Raw genomic sequence first — 17,481 nt, forward strand, 5'->3', positions numbered from 1 at the left:
TTTTTCTACCAATAGATAGCTCCTCTGGAGCTTAATTTATTTCCCAAATATCTTTTTTCTACCAACAGGTCGCTCCTCCGGAGCTTTGCTCTTTGCTTGCTATCTTTTGCCACCAATAGTTAGCTCTTCTGGAGCTTTGTGAAATATTCCTAATTAATTTAAACATTTTGACTTTAAAATCGGCAAGTAATATTTGTGCGCATTATTATTTTAAAGTTAGCAAAAACCCGACAAAAAAATCTGTCGGGTTCAGAGTATTGATAAGTCTTAAACTTAATTATAAAACATTAAGATTAGAAGAACCCTAATTTTTTCTTATCGTAAGAAATCAACATATTTTTGGTTTGACGATAATGGTCAAGCATCATTTTGTGATTTTCTCTACCAATTCCCGACTGTTTGTAACCTCCGAAAGGCGCACCAGCAGGATAAGCGTGGTATTGATTTACCCAAACCCTACCCGCTTCCACGTGTCTTGGGATGTTGTACAATTGGTGTGCATCACGCGTCCAAACGCCCGCTCCTAAACCATAAATCGTATCATTCGCAATTTCCAAAGCTTCCGCTTCATCTTTGAAAGTCGTGAACGCCACAACTGGTCCGAATATCTCCTCCTGGAAAATTCTCATTCTGTTGTTTCCTTTGAAGATGGTTGGTTTGATATAATAACCTTCTTCCAGACCTTCAATCTCATTCACTTCACCTCCTGTCAGAACTTCCGCACCTTCTTCTTTACCGAGTTTCAGGTAACCCATAATTTTATCTTTCTGGATTTTCGAAGCCTGCGCTCCCATCATTACCGTTTTATCCAATGGATTTCCGATTTTGATAGCCTCCGTTCTTTCAATCACTTTTGCAATAAAAGCGTCTGCGATATCTTCCTGAACCAACAATCTCGAAGGACAAGTACAAATCTCACCTTGATTTAAGGCAAACATTACTGCACCTTCTACAGCTTTATCCAAGAATTCATCATCCGCATCCATCACAGAATTGAAGAAAATGTTAGGCGATTTACCTCCCAATTCCAAGGTCACCGGAATGATATTTTCTGTCGCATATTGCATTACCATTCGTCCTGTAACCGTAGAACCTGTGAAGGCCGCCTTGTTTACTTTTGGATTCGTAACCAACGCTCTTCCAAGTTCTGCTCCGAAACCATTGACGATATTCACCACACCTGCTGGAAGTAGGTCGCCAATCAATTCCATCAAAACCATAATAGAAACTGGCGTGCTTTCTGCTGGTTTCAACACCACGCAATTTCCTGCGGCCAAAGCCGGAGCGAGTTTCCAAACGGCCATTAGGATTGGGAAATTCCAAGGAATAATTTGTGCAATCACACCAAGTGGCTCGTGAACAATCAACGAAACGGTGTCTTTGTCCAACTCGTTGTGTGAACCTTCTTCTGCTCTAATTACTGAAGCGAAATATCTAAAATGGTCAATCGCCAAAGGAATATCGGCAGCCAGAGTTTCTCTAACGGCCTTACCATTGTCAATTGTTTCAACCGTTGCAATATATTCCAAATTCTCCTCTATTCTGTCAGCGATTTTATTTAGAATAATGCTTCGCTCTGTTGCAGAGGTAAGTTTCCAAGTTTTGAAAGCCTCTGACGCAGCATTAACGGCATTCTCTAAATCCTCCTTGTTGGAATGAACGGCTTGTGTGAAAACCTGTCCGTTGATTGGAGAAATCACATCGAAATATTGCCCGCCTGCTGACGGCACAAATTTCCCGCCGATGTAATTATCATATTTTGATTTGAATTCTGGCCAAGCCAAAGTGGTTGAATTTTGTGTTTGTTCTGCTGTTGTACTCATAATAATATTTGGTTTTATTAATACTGAATTAATATTTGATTAATGCTAAATTAATTACTAATACAACAAGAATTATAGCACAATCCTCCAAATAAACAGTAAAATCCTACATTTATAATAGTTTATAAGTCCTTAACAAAATTTAAGAGCTGAAGTCATAAATAAATCTTATATTTGAAAAACAGGATGTTACAAACCTTGAAATTATGAATCCAAATCATTTTCAACTTAATAAACCAAGCCTGACACACGAAAAAAAATTGAATACATTGGTAGAAAATCAAACCAAGTTCAGTTTAAATAATTGTGAACTCAGTGTCTATGAAACGCACAAGACGACTTACGATGTGAAACTGCATTTTGAGCATCTGGCGTTCACTGGAATGTTGCGAGGAAAGAAATGGATGAAGCTTCAGGATAAGAGCAATTACTTCGAATATCTTCCTGAAGAAAGCGTTTTGGTGGCGCCTGGCGAAACAATGGTGATTGATTTTCCGGAAGCTGATGTTCAGCCAGCACAATGTGTTTCTTTGACTTTGAGTCCTGAATTCGTGAAAGAATCTCTGGAAAATTTAAATTTCACTTCCACAAAAATCGATGATTCTTCGCATTGGAATATTTCTTTTGACGAGTTTTATTTGCTTAATAACAAAGCACTTGCTTCAGCAACGAACAACATTATGAGAATTGCGATGGACGATAATTCGCATAAAGATGTGATTGCAGATTTTGCATTGAAGGAATTGTTAATCCGATTGATGCAGACGCAAGCGAGAAACTTGGTTGAGAAGAATACGTTGAAAACTCAATCGAGAATTGGTTTTGTCGCCGATTTCATCAAGAAGAATCTTCATCAGAAATTATCGATTGATGCGATTGCGAAGATGGCTTATGTCAGCAAATCGAATTTCTTTAAGATGTTCAAACAGGAATTAGGACTTTCTCCGAATGAGTTTATCATCCACGAGAGAATCAAAAAAGCGAAGGAGTTGTTGAGCCAACAGAATTCGGTGAGTGAAACGGCCTTCAGCACTGGATTTTCGGATACGAATTATTTCATTCGGGTTTTCAAACAAGTTGAAGGTGTGACGCCGAAAACATTTCAGAACAAAAAAATAATTTGAATTAAGTTAGTAGTTAGTTATAGATTTTCAAAAGAAGCCGAGCAAATAATCATTTGCTCGGCTTCGATTTTAGGCATATTCTGCTTTAATTTATTTTTGATAAGAATAATATCTTGCGCCTCTCAAAACTAGACTTTCTTTTTCAATTCTCGTCAATCCAAAACCTTTGTAATTTTGGTTAACCGAAAAATCTAGTTGTTTGCGATGTAGTTTTTCGTAAGTCTCAAAATCGATTGGTAACCTGTTTTTCAGTTCCTCGAAAAGATTCCATTTTTCAACGACGGATTTCCATTCTGGGGAAACTTTGCCGACGAAAACTTTTGATTTGGAGCCACTTCCGTAAGCTAAGAATCCAATTTCTTTTTCTGACAAATCCTCACTTTCGCTAAACGAAGTTTGCAATGCTGACAGCAACGCCATAAAAATTGAAGCCGTGTACATATTTCCAATCTCAGAAGACGCGCGTTGAGATTTCTCTATTTTTTCATTGATGAAATTGATATAATCTTCGGATTTCGCGATGGCTTTTTGCTTTTCTGCATCCGAGTAATCGAGGTGATTTTCTAAACTATAAATTTCGGTGAACACTCTTTTTCCGTGGAAAGCGTAAGGCAAATGGAAAATCAAATAACGCCAATTCTCATATGGTCTTACAGTGAAAGTCTGTTCTTTGTAATGCTCATAGGCTTCACGAATTCTATCCTGATAACAAACATTCGAATATTGACCATCGAAAACAGGTTCGTCTGTGAACACTTCAATTTTGTCAGGGAAATTCTCCGGAGCAGTTGGGAAATCGCCTTTAGAAAAATGACGTCTCGGTTTGAAGAAATCGAAAACACTTTCCGTGGCAACACCCCAATTGTTATCAATCTCGATTAATTTTGGATTGGCGGAAACCAGTAATGCTACTGCGCCACCGCCTTGCGTATATTCGCCTGACGAGGCCAATTCGTATTTTGCGTAATCGCTGGCAATGATAACAGCTTTCTTTGTAGGATTTGCTCTTACGAAATCCAAAGCGTTATGCAAAGCATCCACCGCTCCAATGCAAGCGAACGTCATATCAACAACGTCACAGTTTTTGAAGACCCTTTCACCAAATTCTTCGGTTAAAAATTCTTCCACCATTTGAACCGCATAGGTTGCAGTTGGTTTTGCAGCGTCCAAAGCGCTTTCCGTTCCGAGGTAAACTCTGGATATTTCCTTAGGATTGAGATTGTAATCTTGAATTAATTTGAGTAAAGCTTCTGCCGCAAACGTCGCTGCATCTTCGTGAACATCTGGCAAAGCCATTTTGTGAAGCCCCAAACCTTTTTCCAATTTTGCTGGTTCGATTCCTCTTTTCTCTGCAAGGTCTTTGATTTCTAAATATAAAGAAGGCACATAAAAACTGGCCGCATCCACTCCGAATTTCGTCATCTCATAAAAAATTTAAGACACGAATTTAGAGATTTTTCGGCGGATTTTGGGTGTGTTTTAGGGAGAAAATTTTGATTGATAGACAAATATTCTACTTTGCGAAGCGCAGCCCGACTTGAACGGAGCTCTTTTTTGTTGTTGCGATTCTGGAAAAGTTCTATTAACGACATCACGTCATTCGCAACAACAAAAAAAGCGGGAGTGGAAGGCGGATAAAGCTGCCCAAATAAAAACCCCACTTTAAGAGCGAGGTTTTCTTCATATCAAAATCAAATATGCATTACAGCATACTTTATGCGTGACTTTCATCGTGCTGCGAAAGGTCTAAACCGATGTTTTCGGAATCTTCTGCAACTCTTAATGGGATTATCATATCCGTAAGTTTATATAAAATCAATGAGCCTAAGAATGTGAATGCCGAAACCAAGACCAAGGCCATCATATGATGTGCAAACACTTCGAAACCGCCGTGAAGCAGACTGGCGTTCTCTCCTTGAGCCAGAATCGCTGTTAGAATCATTCCCATAATTCCGCCAACACCGTGACAAGCGAAGACGTCCAAAGTATCGTCCACCTTTTTCAGGCGTTTCCAATTGCACATCAGATTTGAAACAATCGCTGAAATAAATCCTATAAAAATAGCGTGTGGAATCGTCACAAAACCTGCAGCAGGCGTTATAGCCACCAAACCGACAACTGCTCCGATACAAGCGCCCAAAGCTGAAACTTTTCTTCCATTGACTCTGTCAAAAAATATCCAGGATAGCATTGCAGTTCCTGACGCAATCGTTGTGGTTCCAAAAGCCATCGCAGCGGTTGCATTTGCCGCCAAAGCAGAACCTGCATTGAAACCAAACCAGCCAAACCAAAGCATTCCAGTTCCAAGAATGACAAATGGAATATTCGAAGGTTCGTGATGTGGATTTTTCCTTTTGCCGATCATCATTGCGCCAGCCAAAGCAGCGAATCCTGCACTCATATGAACTACTGTTCCACCAGCAAAATCCTTCACTCCGAAATATTTGTTCAGTAATCCGTCCGGATGCCAAACCATATGACAAAGCGGTGTGTAGATGATTAAACTAAATAAAACCATAAACAATAAGTAAGAAATAAACCTTACTCTTTCTGCAAAAGAACCCGTAATCAAAGCTGGCGTAATCACTGCAAATTTCATTTGAAATAATGCAAAGAGAATAAAAGGAACGGTGGAAGCCATTTTGCTGTGTGGCAAAACACCCACATTGTTAAAAAACATATATGTTGTTGGATTTCCTATTAAGCCATAGTGAATTCCATTAATGGTAATCCCGATCGATTCTCCGAAAGACAAGCTAAATCCTACAACTACCCACAAAATACTGATCACACCCAATGCAATGAAACTTTGAAGCATTGTTGAAATCATATTTTTCTTGCCGACCATTCCGCCATAAAAAAATGAAAGTCCGGGTGTCATCAATAAAACCAAACCAGAGGAAGCTAAAATCCAGGCAACGTCGGCTCCTACTATACTGTCTTCTCCGAGAAAAGTTCCCGGTAAAGGCAAAGACGTCTGCTCTGGCCAGAAGAGTGCAGCGACTGAAATGATACTGATAACTATAAAAGAAATGATCCAGCGTTTTTCGATTTTCATAAATTGAAATTTTAACCCTGCAAATATATAGGGTTAATTTGAAAAAACATATAATTTTAATAAATCAACCGTATAATTTTTACTAATAATAAATTAATTTTCCAAAAATTATTTAGATAATAATGAGGCATTAGTTTTGCAATAGACTTTTAAGTAAACATAAAAAATAAAACTATGAGATCAGACATTCCAAAACCAGACAGCGAAACCAACAAAGGTCCTATGATTGCGATTATTGTCGTAGTTGCATTGTTCCTTCTAGGTTATTTTGCTTACATGATGTTCATCCCGCAACAAGTGGAAAATATGAACAAAACCGAAAACATACAGCCAGTAGAACAAACAGTAAAAGACTCCATATAGGAGTCTTTTTTTTTATTTTAATTGTGTGGTAAATCTTAGTGAATATGCTTCTCAGCGTGATAAGAACTCCTCACCAAAGGCGAACTTTCTACGTGGCGAAAACCTAAGCTTCTTGCAAAATCTCCGTACTCATCAAACTGTTCTGGCGTGATAAAACTCTTCACAGGAAGATGTTTTTTGGTTGGCTGAAGATATTGACCCATCGTGATCACATCTACATTGGCGTTTCTAATGTCTTCGATGGTTTGGAAAACCTCATCTCTGGTTTCTCCCAAACCTAGCATTACGCCGGTTTTTGTTCTGTTTTGTCCAGCTTCTTTCAAATATCTTAGAACTTCAAGGCTTCTTTCGTATTTCGCCTGAATTCTCACTTCTCTAGTTAAGCGTTTTACTGTTTCCATATTGTGAGAGATCACTTCTGGCGCCACTTCCACCATTCTGTCAAGATGTTTTGTGATGCCTTGAAAATCCGGAATTAATGTTTCCATAGTCGTTCCGGGAGAAATTCTTCTGACAGCATTTACAGTTTCGCCCCAAAGAATCGAACCCATATCTTTTAAATCATCACGGTCAACAGAAGTTAATACGGCGTGTTTGATTTTCATTAATTTGATAGAACGCGCTACTTTTTCAGGTTCGTCCCAGTTCACATCCAAAGGTTTTCCGGTTTTTACACCGCAAAATCCGCAGCTTCTGGTGCAGATATTTCCAAGGATCATGAATGTTGCTGTTCCTTCGCCCCAGCATTCGCCCATATTTGGGCAGCTTCCGCTTTGGCAAATGGTGTTCAGCTTATATTTATCTACCAAATGTCTCAGTTCGCGGTAATTCTTACCAGTCGGCAATTTTACGCGGATCCATTTTGGTTTTTGAATGGCTGTATCTTGTTGAATTAAATCCTCCATTTTGATCTTAAATTTAAAAATCGGTTTCGTCTTCTTTTAATAATTCGGCCAAGATCTTTTTGGCGCGCATTATTCTCACTTTTGTGTTGGCTACAGAAAGATTGAGCTCTTCTGCTATTTCTTTTATGCTTTTTTCCTCGAAAAACCTAAGACGAATGATGTCCTGATTTTTAGCATCCATTGTTTCGATAATCTTGATGATCTTTTGCTGGTCTTCTTCGGAAATCAATAATTCCTCGGGAGATCTTGCAAATTCATTTTTAACATCCTGCAAATTGGCATTCGGATCTTCGTTTTCCCGGCTTTTTTTTCTCCAAAAATCGATGATCGTATTTTGCGCGATTGTCAAAATCCATGTTTTGAACTGGAAGCTGGGATCGAAGAGATCCAACTTATTCAAAACTTTTGAAAAAACCGAAACCGTGATCTCGTCTGCATCATTTTCATCTTTCACTTTGTTCATCACAAATGAGAAGACATCCACCCAAAAAGAATTAATGAGTTGTGTCTGAGCCTTTTGATCTTTATCTCTGGCTTTTAGGATGAGTGCGAGTAACTGATCTTCTTTCATTTTTTCGACGAACAAAGATAGGTATAATAATTAAAAAAAATCTAAATGGTAAGATTGAGAAATTCTATAATCCAAGGACATTTAGATTTAATTTAAATAACATTTATCAAGATTAAATTGTCTTTAAAATCAGTAATTTTACAGGCTTGATTTTTGTAATAAAAAGTCAAAGTAATGAACTAATATTCAGAAAATTAAAAATAAAATTCAGATAAAAACTATCTGACAATAAGATTAATATGAACAAACAAATCAAATTTTATAAATATCAGGGAACAGGAAATGATTTTGTAATGATCGACAACCGCGATCTTGAATTCCCAAAAAGCACCGAATTGATTGAAAAACTTTGCGACAGACGTTTCGGAATTGGTGGAGACGGATTGATTCTTCTGGAAAATGATGAAAAATCTGATTTCAAAATGGTGTACTACAACTCCGACGGAAACGAAAGTACAATGTGTGGAAACGGCGGACGCTGCATCGTGGCTTTTGCTCATTTCTTAGATATTTTCGAAGACAAAACGACGTTTGATGCCGTCGACGGACTACACAAAGCGGAGATCAAAAACGGTATCGTAAAATTGAAAATGATCGATGTGAAAAACATTAGCACAGACGGAAATGATTTTGTTTTGAATACTGGCTCGCCACATTATGTGAAATACGTGAAAATGTTAAATAATTATAATGTTTTCAAAAATGGTAACGAAATCCGAAATTCTGAAACTTATAAGAAAGAAGGGATCAATGTCAACTTTGTAGAAACTGTTTCTGACAAGGAATTGTTTGTAAGAACCTACGAACGCGGTGTGGAAGATGAGACCTACAGTTGCGGAACCGGCGTGACGGCTGCGGCTTTAACTTTTATGGATAAAAACAATCAAACTTCTGTTGCAGTCAAGGTTTTGGGTGGACAGCTGAAAGTTTATGCTGAGAAAAATGGCGAAGGCTTCAGTGATATTTGGTTGGAAGGGCCAGCAAATCAAGTTTTTAAAGGAGATATTGCATTATAATTAAAGATTTAATAATTGAAAAATTAAAAAATTTAAAATTCCAGATCTCTTTTACAAATTAAACTATGAAAAAAATAATTCTTATAATATCTGTTGTCGTTATCATAATCCTGGGATTTTTCGGGATTAGATTTTACAATAAATATGTCGGAAACAATGTGGAAAAAGACGGTTTTGTCTTGATTCCTCACAATGCGAAACCTCAACAAATCTTCGATTCTATCTCGCCTTATATTAAAAATAAAAATTATTTTAGAAGTATTGCTGAGGACAAAAATCTAAGTGGAAACTTCAAACCAGGCCGCTACGAACTGAAATCCGGAATGAATAACCGGGAAATCGTGAATATGATCCTAGCCGGAAATCAAACTCCGAATTCTTTCAGAATTAAAGACTTCGACGACGTTTATCAAATGATCGGACGAGTTTCTAAAAAGACGGAAATCGATTCCACGAAATTTGCGAATCAATTGAATGAAATCGCCATCAGCAAAGGTTACAAAAACGCCGAAGATTTAAAAAAATATTTCTTCAACAATACGTATGATTTCTTCTGGACTGTAACGCCGAAAGAGTTTTTCAACAAATTCGAATCAGATTATAAAGATTTCTGGACGACTGAAAGAATTGCAAAAGAAAAACAATCCGGACTCTCGAGAGATCAGATTTATGCTTTAGCTTCCATCGTTTACAAAGAATCAGGTGGAAAACCGGATGAGCAGAAAACCATCGCCGGCCTATATCTGAATCGATATAAAAAAGGCATGAAACTGCAAAGTGACCCAACGGTAATCTACGCTGTAAAGCAGGCCAGCAATTTTACGCAGCAGATCAAAAGAGTTTACTATAAGCATCTGAAAGCACCTTCGCCATACAATACCTATGCAAACAAAGGCATTCCGCCGGGACCGATTTGTATTGTCGACAAAAATTCTCTGAACGCCGTGTTGGATGCAGAAAAGAACAATTACATTTTTATGTGTGCCGATCCTGCGCGATTTGGCTATCATAAATTCACGGATAATGCAGAAGAACACGCGATCAATGCGAAAGCTTACCAGGATTGGCTGAATAAAAAAGATATAAAATAAGGAGCAACGGCTCATAAATAATAAAGAATGAAAAGAACGGAAATTGTAAGTGTATTTCAAAAGAGAGCTTTTGGCCTTGCCCTTACCATAGGAGCAGCAAGCTTTGTAATGGCTCAGCAGAAAGTGAATGTTTCTGGTAATGTGAAAGATGCAAATGGCGCAGTTGGCTATTCATCTATCACATTCAAAAACAGCCAAAATGCACAACTAAGTGATGCAGTTTTAGCAGATGCAGATGGAAATTACAAACTGGAATTAGCACCAGGAAGCTATGAAGTCGCAATTGAAGCGGTGGATTATAAAAAGTTCACACAAACCATCCAAGTTGAAAAACCCGGACCTATCGCACCATTTGTGATTGTTTCTTCGGGCAAAGCCAACCTAAACAACACAACGGATATCCAAGGTGTAACAATTACAGCAGCTTCCACAAAGCCTTACAAAGTGGAGCTGGATAAGAAAACTTATGATCCTTCTCAGGATTTAGTGAGCAAAGGTGGTAGTCTTCAGGATGTTTTGCAAAACGTGCCATCTGTCTCCGTAGATACAGACGGAACTGTTTCTATGCGTGGTAGTTCTAATGTCAGATTTCTGATCAACGGAAAACCTTCTGCCCTTCTTGGAATCGATGATGGAGCCAATGCCTTACAAAGTATTCCTGCAGACCAAATTGAAAAAATTGAGGTGATTACCAATCCATCCTCAAAATTTGAAGCGAGTGGAACGGCTGGTATTCTTAATATCATTTTGAAGAAAAGTAAAAAGACAGGATTCAATGGAAGTGTTATTGGAACTTTAGGCTATCTTCCTCAGACCAATCTCAATACAAGTCTTAGCTGGAGAAAAGGTAATTTCTCTTGGTTTCTGAATGGCGGTGGTGGTTACAAAGAATCTAAAAACACCAACCGAAATGATAATTTTTACAGTAATGTAACGAAGACAGGGTCAGAAACAGAATCCCGTCAGAATTCTGTGACAAACAGTGCTAATAATAATTACAATGCAACGGCGGGAATTGTCTATGATATTAATGAAAAAACATCTGTCAACGCATCAGGAACAGTACGAACCTTCGATAGTGAAAGTGATGGCCGTATCGACTACAACTACAAGTACTATAATGCTGCTGACTCTTACACACTTAGAAAGAATCTTGGCACCAATAACAATCTGGCATTTCAAGGGGATTTTGGACTGGATCACAAATTTGATGATAAAGGTCAAAATCTTTCATTGTCATTAAGTCTTCAGAGCAACAAATCCGGGAATGACACAAACATTGAGGAATTTGACAATTACAGCGAGACTGCCTCTCTCCGAAATGTGATAAGTCAAAATACCAGAAACAAAAATATCGTAGCAAAAGCCGATTACGAATTACCGATCGGTGAGATTTCCAAACTGGAAGCCGGCTACCGTCTGGATTCGAATAATAATACCTATGATAACAATGTGCTCCAAAGTACATCATCAACTCCGGGATTACAGTATTTGGGTCTTTATACCTATGATGCAAAATATAAGGAATTGTTCAACGCTTTTTATGTGCAGTTCAAAAGTAAAATCGGAAAGATTGGCTATCAGGTAGGTCTTCGTGAAGAACTTTCTAACGTTACAACTGACTATCGCAATCTGGAAGGAAGCAATACGTTGCCAAATAAAAAGAAAAATTATAATAATCTGTTCCCTAGTGTCTTTCTGAGTTATGAATTTGCAAAGGATAATCAGTTACTTTTAAATTATACCAGAAGGATAGACAGGCCGAGAGGCTTTTTCCTGATTCCTAATCCTAGTTATAATGACAATCAAAACATTTTTGACGGTAATATAGATCTGAACCCTTCTTACGTAGACTCATTTGAACTGGGCTATAGCATCTCAAAGAAAAAATTCACCATCAATCCTACGCTTTATTACAAACGAGAAACCGATGATACAAAAATGCTGGTTTACAATAAAGCAATAACATACACGTTTCTGGATGAAACCGGAGCAGAACAGGAAGGAAAAAGAATCGAGTTCCACACAAAGCCCATTAATCTGGGAACAGAAGAAACTTATGGATTGGATCTCAACTTTAACTGGGATGCTACAAGCTGGCTAAAATTTATGGGAAATGTAGATCTCTTTGGCTACAATATAAAGGGTAGTACTCTATACCAGACCTTAAATGAAGATCTTGAGGAGATTACTTCAACTGCTAATTTTAACGGAAGTGGAATCTCTACCAGAAGCAGACTGACAGCTTCTTTTAAATTGGATAAAACACTCAATTTCCAGGTACAGGGATTCTACAGAGGTGGTACAAAAACAGAATACCAGGACAGAAAAGATATGTACGCCATCAACTTCGGAGCATCCAAAACAATTTTAAAAGGCAACGGAACTTTGGCATTCAACATTCAGGACGTCTTCAACACAAGAGCAATGCAGTCAACTACTTACACGGCAAACAGCACTAGGGAATCTTATATGCAATGGCAGCCAAGACAGTTTACTATTTCGCTGACTTATAGATTCAAACAAGGAGAAAAAGTAGAACAGCCTAAACGTAAAAAAGACATCAATTCCAATGCAAGTGGTGATGATCAGCAAGCTCCAATGTAATCATAAATTACAATTTGGGATTTTAGATAATATCTAATCAATTCTCAATCATCATAAACAAAATCCTCAGCAACTAAATTTGCTGAGGATTTTTTGAATATTAGATTAGTATCAAGTTATTAAAGATTTATATTCTCTATATAATTGTCGTTTGGAAAACCGAAAAAAAATCCGTCCCGCTATAAAAACGAGACGGATCTTTTTAACAATTATAATTTAATAAGGTCTATCTATTTCTTTTGTTCCTTCAGTTCTTCTTTGTCTTTATCAGAAGGATTCCAGACTTTCACTTCCGCATTTTTATCAATTCCCGAAACGATCTGAACATTGATTCCGTCACTTGATCCTAATTTGACATACACTTTTTTGAAGCTTCCGTTTGGCTGTTTCACTTCTACGAAGGATTTATTATTTCCTTTTTCGTATTGGATCAGCGATTCATCCAAAAGTAATGCATTTTTCTTAGAACTCAATAATATTTCTCCATTTGCACTGAATCCCGCACGTATATATTCTCCGGTTTTGTTGTAAACATCACCTTCCACAGCAAATTTTATCGTTCCGCTTTCCTCAGTTCCTTTTGGAGCAATTAAGGTTAATTTTCCTGGAAAAGATTTGTTTTGCAGAGCACCAATCACCACTTTCATTTCCATTCCCTGTTTTAGTTTTCCGGCCTGCGCTTCATCGATATCACCTTTGAAGATTAATGAATTAAGATCTGCAATCGAACAAATCGTGGTTCCCGCATTGAAGGAGTTGGCTTCAATTACCTGGCTTCCGACTTTCACAGGAATTTCCAAAACTGTTCCCGCCGCTTTTGCACGGATCTGAGTGGTTGCCATACTTTGAAGTTCCGGTGTAGCTCCGGTTCTTACGATTTGCAACTGTTTCTGCGCAGCATTCAGACTTTGAACCGCCAATTTCTGCTGTTGAATTGTGGTCTGCAGCTGCTGTTCCGCCGTAATATATTCCTGTTTGGAAATCACACCTTGTTTGTACAACTTCGCCTGCATTTCGTACTGCTTCTGCTGGTTTTGAACATTCACTTTTGCATTCGTCAATTGAATCTGCGAATTGCTGACCTGCATTGTTGCGTTATTAACTTCAGTAATATTCGGCACAATTCTAATCGTAGCAATCAATTGTCCTGCCTGCACTTTGTCACCTTCATCTACATTGATAGTCTGGATAATTCCGGCGATGTTTGGTTTGATTTCAATTTCTTCTCGAGGTTCTATTTTTCCGGTAGCCATCACTTTGTCATCCAGGTTTTGGATGCTTGGTTTCCTTGTGAGAAAAACTTCATTCTCTCCGGAATTGGATTTGATGAGATAGCCGATTCCGACTACAACAGCCACCACGAACAGCAATCCCAGAAATATGGATAATGCTTTTTTGATTGTAAATTTCTTCTTTTCCATTATATAGAAATATAGTTTGTTTTTGTTTAAATATTAAAAAATTAAATGATTAAAAAGATTAGTGACATTATTAACCAACTCTTTTTTATCAATAATTTATTCTGACCGCAGTGCTTCAATCGGTCGGATTTTCACCGCTCTTTGTGCCGGAATCAATCCAATGATTAATCCAAGGAAAATCATAATTCCCATCGCAGAAAAGACGTTTCCGTAATCTACTGTTGGATTGTAAAAAGGAAACGCATCGTTGTTCATTGTCAGAACATTGAGAATAATCAACAGGAAAATTCCCGATAAAAATCCTAATAATCCCGATGATAAAGTGATCACAACACTTTCGAGCAGAATCTGATTTCTAACTTCGGATGGTTTTGCGCCCAAAGCCCTTCTGATTCCTATTTCCTTGGTTCTTTCTTTTACTGTAATTAATAAGATATTTGAAATGGCAATGACGCCAGCTAAAATGGTCAACGTTCCTACGGTAATCGTCAGCAGTTGCATTCCTGTAAGAAATCCTGTTACTTTTTTGAATTCTTTAGCCAGATTGAAACTTCCAAAAGCATTGGTATCTTCCGGCGAAACGTGATTGATTTTTTTAAGTTCATCTTTCACCTTAGTTTCTACAACGGCCGCTTCTGCATTCGGTTTTCCAACGATGGCAAAAAAACCGACTTTATCACCTTCATTATAAATTCCGGAATAAGTTGAAAAAGGAATATACGCTGATTGGTCATTCTCCATTCCACCACCTCTCGGAACGCGGAAAACGCCTATTACGTTGAAGAATATTCCTTTTAGGTTGACTGATTTTCCAATCGGATTTTCATTTTTCTTGGCATCGAAAAGATTTTTGTAAATCTCCTCTCCTATCACAATCACATTCTTTTTTGATTGAATATCGGCATCATTAATATATCTTCCGAACAATAATTTCTTCTTGGAAATCTGATTGCCAACCGGAAAATCGCCCGTGATCATATACGTATTTTTCTTTCCGTTTCGTGAAATCTGATCGCCAGGCGTTCCAAAATTTCCTCGTACACTTTGTGGCGAAATATAATCTACTTCCGGAACTTTCTTGGTAATATATTCGATATCTTTCAGGTGAAGATCCATTTTCCTGCCTTTTGCAAATCCTTCGTAAGGAATATTGGTACTTTGTGGCCAAAGGAAAATTGAATTGGTTGCAAAACCGGAAAACAACCTGTTGAAGCCATTCTCCATTCCGTTTGCTGCACCTAACAGACTCACATACAAAAACATACCCCATCCTACGCCTATCATCGTAAGAAACGTTCTGAGCTTATTATTCCGAAGGGAGTAATAGATCTCTTGCCAGGTATCTCTTTTGAAAAGTATATTCACGTCAGTTATTATTGATGATTTATCTTATTCTTAATATTTTAATTAATCTGTTCTAAGTGCTTCGATCGGTTTAATTTTTGAAGCTTTGTAAGCCGGAACAAATCCCGCAATCGCACCGGAAAGTACGAGACAGAAAAACGCCGAAGCAATCAGTCCCCAACCTACAGATGGTTCTGTGATGAAGTAATCTTCCAGGTTATTCCCTATCAGTTTCAAAGCTAAAACGCCAAGTCCGACGCCTACAAATCCTGAAATTACGGTAATGACAATACTTTCCTGAAGAATCAATGCGACAATACCTCTAGGTTTTGCGCCAATCGCCTTTCTTACACCGATTTCCTTGGTTCTTTCCTTGATGATGTAAACCATGATATTGCTGATTCCAATGATTCCCGCCAGCAAGGTTCCAAGTCCGATAAATCCTACAACTGCTGTGATTACAAACAGGAAAGCAAAAGAATCTTCCGTGTTTTTCGCATTGTTATTGACTCTTATTCCCTGCTGATCGTCCGGCGAAATTTTGTGTCTTGCCCTGATATTTTTTTCAAGTTCATCACCATATTTTACGCCTTCTGCAGGTGTCATTTTCGGGTCGTAGGAAAGCATTACGCTGCTGATGGTATCAGAACTTTTCTTCATTTGCTGAAGTGTAGAAAGTGGAATCGAAACGTGACGCTCGTCCCAGTCACCGCCAGGATCGGAGAAAACGCCCACAACTTTGAACATCGTTCCATTAATTTCGATATCTTTTCCAATCGGGCTTCCATCGCGGATCATATCGCGCCAGACCATTCTTCCGATGGAGGCTACGTTTTGTTTCAGTTCGTTGTCTCGTTCTGTGATGTAACGGCCATCAATCATTGTCCGGTTTTCAAGGAATTTTTCGTCGCCCAAAACACCGTTTACCTGATAAGTTCCGCTTTCTTTACCATATTTAATCATCAAAGAGGTTTGATACCTCGGTGAAGCATATTCTAATTTACCTTCGCTTTCTTTGACAATAGCATCAAAATCATCATTATTAAAAGTAATATTTCTGTCCGATTGCAAACCGGCGTAAGGAAGCGTTGTCTTGCCGCCCCAAATCATAATCAGATTGGTGGCATCTCTTGTAAATGCTTTCGCAAATGAATTATTAAGACCATTTCCAATCCCAAATAACACAATGAAAATAAACAGACCAAGAGCCACCGTAAACCCGGAAAGCACCGTCCGCAATACATTACTGCGAATGGAACTGAATATCTCTTGCCAGCGGTCTAAATCAAACATACTTTATTATTGATAATTGATTACAAAACTATTTGGTTAATAAACTCGTCACTTTCTATTCTGCCGTCTTTCAGGACAACATTTCTTTTGGTTTGAGCGGCAACATCTGGTTCGTGCGTTACGACTACAATTGTTTTACCTTCATTATTAATATCCTGAAGCAGCTTCATAATATCGTGTGTTGTTTTAGAATCCAATGCTCCGGTTGGCTCATCGGCAAGGATCAATTTCGGGTCAGATATTAATGCTCTTGCGATGGCAACTCTCTGTTTTTGTCCGCCGGAAAGTTCGCTTGGAAGGTGTTCCGCCCATTCTCTCAATCCAACTTTTTCCAAATATTCCAAAGCTTTTTTCGTTCTTTCTTTTCTGGAAACATTTTGATAATATAATGGCAGCGCAACATTTTCGAGCGCTGTTTTATAATTGATCAAATTAAAGGATTGGAAAATAAATCCGAGAAAACGGCTTCTGTATTCCGCCGCTTTCACTTCTGTGAGATGCTTGATTGGAAATCCATCCAGTTCATAAATGCCGTTATCCGCTTCGTCCAAAATTCCAATGATATTCAACAAAGTTGATTTTCCGGAACCGGAACTTCCCATAATAGAAACAAACTCGCCCTGGTTGATATTAAGATTAATACCTTTCAGCACGTGAAGCTTGCTTTTACCGGTGTCGTAAGATTTGTTAACATCTTCTATTTTGAGAATCGGATGAGACATTGTCTGGATTTTACATATAAGTAAATGTTACTACGGAATTGTTACAATGAAATAATTAAAAGATTAAAAAAACTAAAAATCAAATCATAATCGAAATCCCGAAATAATGAAAAATCTTGAAAAGTGGCGTCAGCGCGTGAGGG

General features: G+C 38.1%; 14 protein-coding genes. 5 read left to right on the top strand and 9 right to left on the bottom strand.

What is annotated here, in order from left to right:
• Nucleotides 1-293: 293 nt before the first annotated feature.
• Complete coding sequence (locus LUD75_RS02975) at nt 294-1,823, bottom strand: aldehyde dehydrogenase family protein (RefSeq protein ID WP_232704215.1); 1,530 nt, start codon at nt 1,821-1,823, stop codon at nt 294-296.
• A 206-nt stretch (nt 1,824-2,029) separates the two neighbouring features.
• Between LUD75_RS02975 and LUD75_RS02980 the strand changes: the two genes are divergently transcribed.
• A complete protein-coding gene (locus LUD75_RS02980; RefSeq protein WP_232704216.1) occupies nt 2,030-2,947 on the top strand; it encodes a helix-turn-helix domain-containing protein in 918 nt (305 codons plus the stop codon).
• A gap of 90 nt (nt 2,948-3,037) precedes the next feature.
• Here LUD75_RS02980 and LUD75_RS02985 read toward each other — a convergent pair whose 3' ends face one another.
• Together LUD75_RS02985 and LUD75_RS02990 are read right to left on the bottom strand one after the other, a co-directional pair.
• A complete protein-coding gene (locus LUD75_RS02985) occupies nt 3,038-4,369 on the bottom strand; it encodes a hydroxymethylglutaryl-CoA synthase (protein WP_232704217.1) in 1,332 nt (443 codons plus the stop codon).
• A gap of 292 nt (nt 4,370-4,661) precedes the next feature.
• On the bottom strand, nt 4,662-6,005 hold the full coding sequence (locus LUD75_RS02990; RefSeq protein WP_232704218.1) for an ammonium transporter: 1,344 nt from the start codon (nt 6,003-6,005) through the stop codon (nt 4,662-4,664).
• Nucleotides 6,006-6,179: 174 nt separating this feature from the next.
• Here LUD75_RS02990 and LUD75_RS02995 point away from each other — a divergent pair, with 174 nt between their 5' ends.
• Nucleotides 6,180-6,368 (top strand): hypothetical protein, encoded by a 189-nt coding sequence (locus tag LUD75_RS02995; protein ID WP_232704219.1) that lies wholly within the window; start codon nt 6,180-6,182, stop codon nt 6,366-6,368.
• Nucleotides 6,369-6,403: 35 nt separating this feature from the next.
• Here LUD75_RS02995 and lipA read toward each other — a convergent pair whose 3' ends face one another.
• Nucleotides 6,404-7,273 (bottom strand): lipoyl synthase, encoded by an 870-nt coding sequence (gene lipA / locus LUD75_RS03000; RefSeq protein WP_133945698.1) that lies wholly within the window; start codon nt 7,271-7,273, stop codon nt 6,404-6,406.
• Nucleotides 7,274-7,286: 13 nt separating this feature from the next.
• Nucleotides 7,287-7,844: a sigma-70 family RNA polymerase sigma factor gene (locus LUD75_RS03005; protein ID WP_232704220.1), complete on the bottom strand. Its 558-nt coding sequence runs from the start codon at nt 7,842-7,844 to the stop codon at nt 7,287-7,289.
• Between the two features lie 239 nt (nt 7,845-8,083).
• Between LUD75_RS03005 and dapF the strand changes: the two genes are divergently transcribed.
• The 3 genes from dapF (at nt 8,084) to LUD75_RS03020 (ending at nt 12,558) form a co-directional block, all read left to right on the top strand.
• On the top strand, nt 8,084-8,860 hold the full coding sequence (dapF, locus tag LUD75_RS03010; RefSeq protein ID WP_232704221.1) for a diaminopimelate epimerase: 777 nt from the start codon (nt 8,084-8,086) through the stop codon (nt 8,858-8,860).
• 65 nt (nt 8,861-8,925) lie between these two features.
• Nucleotides 8,926-9,951 (top strand): endolytic transglycosylase MltG, encoded by a 1,026-nt coding sequence (gene mltG / locus LUD75_RS03015; protein WP_232704222.1) that lies wholly within the window; start codon nt 8,926-8,928, stop codon nt 9,949-9,951.
• A gap of 27 nt (nt 9,952-9,978) precedes the next feature.
• Nucleotides 9,979-12,558 (top strand): TonB-dependent receptor, encoded by a 2,580-nt coding sequence (locus LUD75_RS03020; protein ID WP_232704223.1) that lies wholly within the window; start codon nt 9,979-9,981, stop codon nt 12,556-12,558.
• 230 nt (nt 12,559-12,788) lie between these two features.
• On the opposite strand, the gene LUD75_RS03025 is transcribed toward LUD75_RS03020, so the two are convergent.
• From LUD75_RS03025 to LUD75_RS03040, 4 genes are all read right to left on the bottom strand, one after another.
• Nucleotides 12,789-13,979: an efflux RND transporter periplasmic adaptor subunit gene (locus tag LUD75_RS03025; RefSeq protein ID WP_232704224.1), complete on the bottom strand. Its 1,191-nt coding sequence runs from the start codon at nt 13,977-13,979 to the stop codon at nt 12,789-12,791.
• A 96-nt stretch (nt 13,980-14,075) separates the two neighbouring features.
• Nucleotides 14,076-15,344: an ABC transporter permease gene (locus tag LUD75_RS03030; protein ID WP_232704225.1), complete on the bottom strand. Its 1,269-nt coding sequence runs from the start codon at nt 15,342-15,344 to the stop codon at nt 14,076-14,078.
• A gap of 42 nt (nt 15,345-15,386) precedes the next feature.
• On the bottom strand, nt 15,387-16,616 hold the full coding sequence (locus LUD75_RS03035; protein ID WP_232704226.1) for an ABC transporter permease: 1,230 nt from the start codon (nt 16,614-16,616) through the stop codon (nt 15,387-15,389).
• Between the two features lie 20 nt (nt 16,617-16,636).
• Nucleotides 16,637-17,326 (bottom strand): ABC transporter ATP-binding protein, encoded by a 690-nt coding sequence (locus LUD75_RS03040; RefSeq protein WP_232704912.1) that lies wholly within the window; start codon nt 17,324-17,326, stop codon nt 16,637-16,639.
• Nucleotides 17,327-17,481: the final 155 nt, after the last annotated feature.

Source organism: Epilithonimonas sp. JDS (genome assembly GCF_021261315.1).
Lineage (GTDB): Bacteria > Bacteroidota > Bacteroidia > Flavobacteriales > Weeksellaceae > Epilithonimonas.